This is a genomic window from Calditrichota bacterium (genome assembly GCA_013151735.1).
In the GTDB taxonomy this organism is placed as follows: Bacteria; Zhuqueibacterota; JdFR-76; order JdFR-76; family BMS3Abin05; genus BMS3Abin05.
The window spans coordinates 1-3,481 of sequence record JAADHR010000222.1; the positions used below are offsets into that span (position 1 = coordinate 1).

At 48.2% G+C, this 3,481-nt stretch carries 2 protein-coding genes; one reads left to right on the forward strand and one right to left on the reverse strand.

The genetic code is table 11. The annotated features are described in order from the left end of the window. Positions 1-152: 152 nt before the first annotated feature. Entirely contained in the window at positions 153-1,310 is a 1,158-nt protein-coding gene (locus GXO76_15955; protein NOY79347.1) for a hypothetical protein, read from the reverse strand. 621 nt (positions 1,311-1,931) lie between these two features. On the opposite strand from GXO76_15955, the gene GXO76_15960 reads away from it, so the two are divergent. Next, on the forward strand, positions 1,932-3,188 hold the full coding sequence (locus GXO76_15960; protein NOY79348.1) for a DUF1015 domain-containing protein: 1,257 nt from the start codon (positions 1,932-1,934) through the stop codon (positions 3,186-3,188). Positions 3,189-3,481: the final 293 nt, after the last annotated feature.

Below are 3,481 nucleotides of genomic sequence, written 5' to 3' on the forward strand. Positions count from 1 at the left end.
GTTCACTTCGATACGATCCGCCTTCTGGCCGATCACTCGGTGACCGGATACCTCTCTCCGTGTTTTAGCTATTTTATGACAGCCCTTCCCCGGTTGTCGAGTGTCCGCCTTGGCGGACGTACCGAGACGCCCCCTTCGGCGTAACCTCTCTCCTATTTTGTAAACTTTGCCAGAGCCTCTTTCAAATTCAGATGCACGTACTCCCGGTTGTACGCCGGTGTGCGGTCAATCCCGGCATTGGCGACCCAAATATCCAGCGTGGACGGCCGGTACACAACTGCATGCAAATCACCGGTTCCTACCGTGTGCATCAAATCTTTGGCCACTTGTTCGTCAATTTGTCCCCAGTGAGATTTTAGAAAATTGTACGTTTTCACGTTATATTTACCCGGCGTGGTCCGATCCCAATCACATCCCATGGAAAAATAAACAATGTCCTTTAAATGCGGTACTGGTTTGGGGAGTGACGTGTCGTCATAAACCTCAAAAATATCTTTGGCGGTTTTCAGGGCTCGGCCGTATTTTTGTTTTCCGCTGCCAATGGCATACAGGAAGGAACTGGTGCGTTTGGCCTTTTTGATGATGTCAATTCCCTCTTCCACGGTTTTGGCCTGCTCAAGGACATCCCGTAATACAAACGGCATGGGTTCTCCCTGGAGGGTTTCGTGCTCCGGCCCGAAATTTTCCCCGATTTCACTCACCGCAAGTTGCTGGTCATTCATGCCCGAAACGACACCAATAAATCCCAGCCATCCGACGTCTACAAAGGCATTGGCGCTGTCGGGCTTGTACACAATCAGAGCCGGGTGATCCTGAAAATGGGCATTCATAGCGTAATCCAGCGCCCGAATCTGGTAGAGGTCGTGATCCTTTGTGGCCTTATCCCAGGCAACAAAAAAGGTGCAATGGTATTCGGAAAGATCGGGAATAGCGTGAAGCATGTGGATTTTTTCCAGCGGAACCCCCGATCCTTCGGCTAATCCGGCCATTTCGTCTTTGTATTTTTTCGGAATGAAGGGTTCCATCGCGGCGTAGGCCTGCATAATTTTATCCTGTGTAATGCCCATGGCCGCCGTTACGGAATCCAACTTATTCACCAGGTACTGAATGGCATCTGATGCTTGCTGTCCGTACTCAACCCCCATTTCGTGGTAGGACCCCTTCAAATATAGGACCGTCACCGGATTGGGAGCCTGGCCCAAGGTTTCAGCCGGTGGAACGGACGGAACGGTTTTCTTCTTTTGGGAACACCCCATGAGCAGGGCAAAGATTACCGCCAGCAAAAGAATATGTCTGTAAATCTGTTTCATTGTACAGCCTCCTGTTTTTTTGTTTTTTGAAGAATTTTTATTTGAACCCCGGTGCAGGCTCGTCCGTTTAAAGCAGAACACGGTGTGTCCGGGACCGGCAACCAGCCGAGCACTCCGCAGGCATAAAGCCTGCGGCTACAGGTTTCGGGAGATAACAGCGCTTTTTAAGTTTTTTTCATGATTCGCAGACGTAAAGCCTGCGACTACAAGCTCGGCGGTCGGAGTTCTTTTTAGGGTTTTGGCATTCGTGCCGAAGCCCTTCTCCGGTTGTCGAGCGTCCGCTTCAGCGGACGAATCGAGACGATCCTGCAGGCAATTGCGGCTACGGTATTTGCAGGAAATGAAAGCACGAATCTTTTTCGGGTGTACCGACATCCCCGTGATGAAATTTTAGGACTGAACCACCGCATTAAATAACGATACGTAATCCTGAAAACGTTTGTCCTAATTTACACTTTTTTGAGAATAGAATCAAGCACGTTTTGAACTTTATTTCTCATTTTACGGAAATTTTTTTCAAAAGTTTTACAAAATTTGGGTTGTTATTTAGATTTTTTTTCGCTATTTTAGACATTTAAAATTTTGCGACATTTTAAAGAAACCAAAAAGGCTGATACTAAAATGACCCGTGAAGACGCCATTGTGCGACCGTTTCCGGTTACCTATCCTTCTCCCCAATATGCCAACCAGTTCATGTTTTTTGCCTGGGATATTTTCCTCAATACGGATCGCTGGGAAAAGCGAAAAGCCAGTCCGGGACCAACCATTGCCAAAATTATTCAGGCGGATTCGGCCCGTGAAGCGGCAAATGAATTTCAACGCTACAAAACCCTTCCCGATTTACTGCGACAGGAAAACAGACCACAATTTTTATTTGCGCAAAACCACTTTCCGGACAAAGGTGGATTCTCTCGGGATGAGGTCGTTGTTTTGCTGGATCTGAATCGTTTTGTCTCTCCGGACGAAACCTACCAACCCGGTTTCCACCGGATTTTCCCGTCGGAGGAAACCTTTGAAAAAAAAGCCATCAACCGGAAAAAGCTGCGCGAAGCCATTCTGGCCGACGTCGGGCAGGTGATGATGGTTTACAGTGATCCGGAAAATTTTTTAAATCAATTGTTCAAAAAAAATCTCAGTTCCGCCCACTCTCTGATTCGGAATTGCACCTACTACCCGGGCTATCGGTACGATCTGTTTGGGTTTTCGGAGCCAAAACTGCTGGCGACAATTCAGGACTATTTTCGGGACAAAATCTTTACGGTTGGCGATGGCAATCACCGTACCCGCGCCGCAAAAATGACGGCCCGGGAACTCCCCCACATTCCATCCGCCCGCTGGCTGATGGCTGCCCTGGTCAATCTCTACGATCCCGATTTCCGGATTGACCCCATTCACCGCTTAATTCGGCATCGATCCGACGATTTTCTGGAAAGCTTTTTCGATCGTATGACAGTCACTGCCTTTGACTCTTTTCACACCCTCTGGGAGGCTTTCCAGTCAAATGAAAACCTTTACGCCATCGCCGCCACAGAGGGCAGCAAATTCTATCTGCTGGAGCCCAAACCCGCTTTTCTGGACAGCATTAAAAAAACAACGAGCACTCCCGTGCCGGTCCATGTGCTAAACCGTCTGTTACGGTCCCACGAAATAACCCGGGAGCATCCCGATCTGGACACGGAAATCGAGCCCGAGGATGCCTGGCGATCGGCGCGGGACGAAAACGGAACGGTTGCTTTTTTCCTCAAGCCCATTCCGCGCCCTGTTCTGGAAGAGGCCTTTAGTCACCACCTGATTTTTCCGGAGAAGGCCTTCTCGATTGTGGGAAAGGTTCCGGCCGGCGGCCCCATGTGGCTCTTTGGCGATCAGCCGGAAATTTGACCGATTAAAAGGGAAGGCAGTGATTTTTCCGAACTGCCTCGGCTCGGTGAAAATCTTTATCCGCGAATTTCTTGAATTTTCAGGAACAAATTGCATCCAACTCCACTATTGAAAATAAAACGAGCATTCCCGCGACCCCTGTAAAAAAAGAAACATACCCAAACGTTCCCCTTTGAAAAAAATCATCCATTTGGAAACGACAACAATTTCAACTTGACTTTTTCATTGAAGTTATGTAAAATAGACCATCCAAGGAAATTTCATGCATGGCCGTGAATTTTATTAAAAGGAGA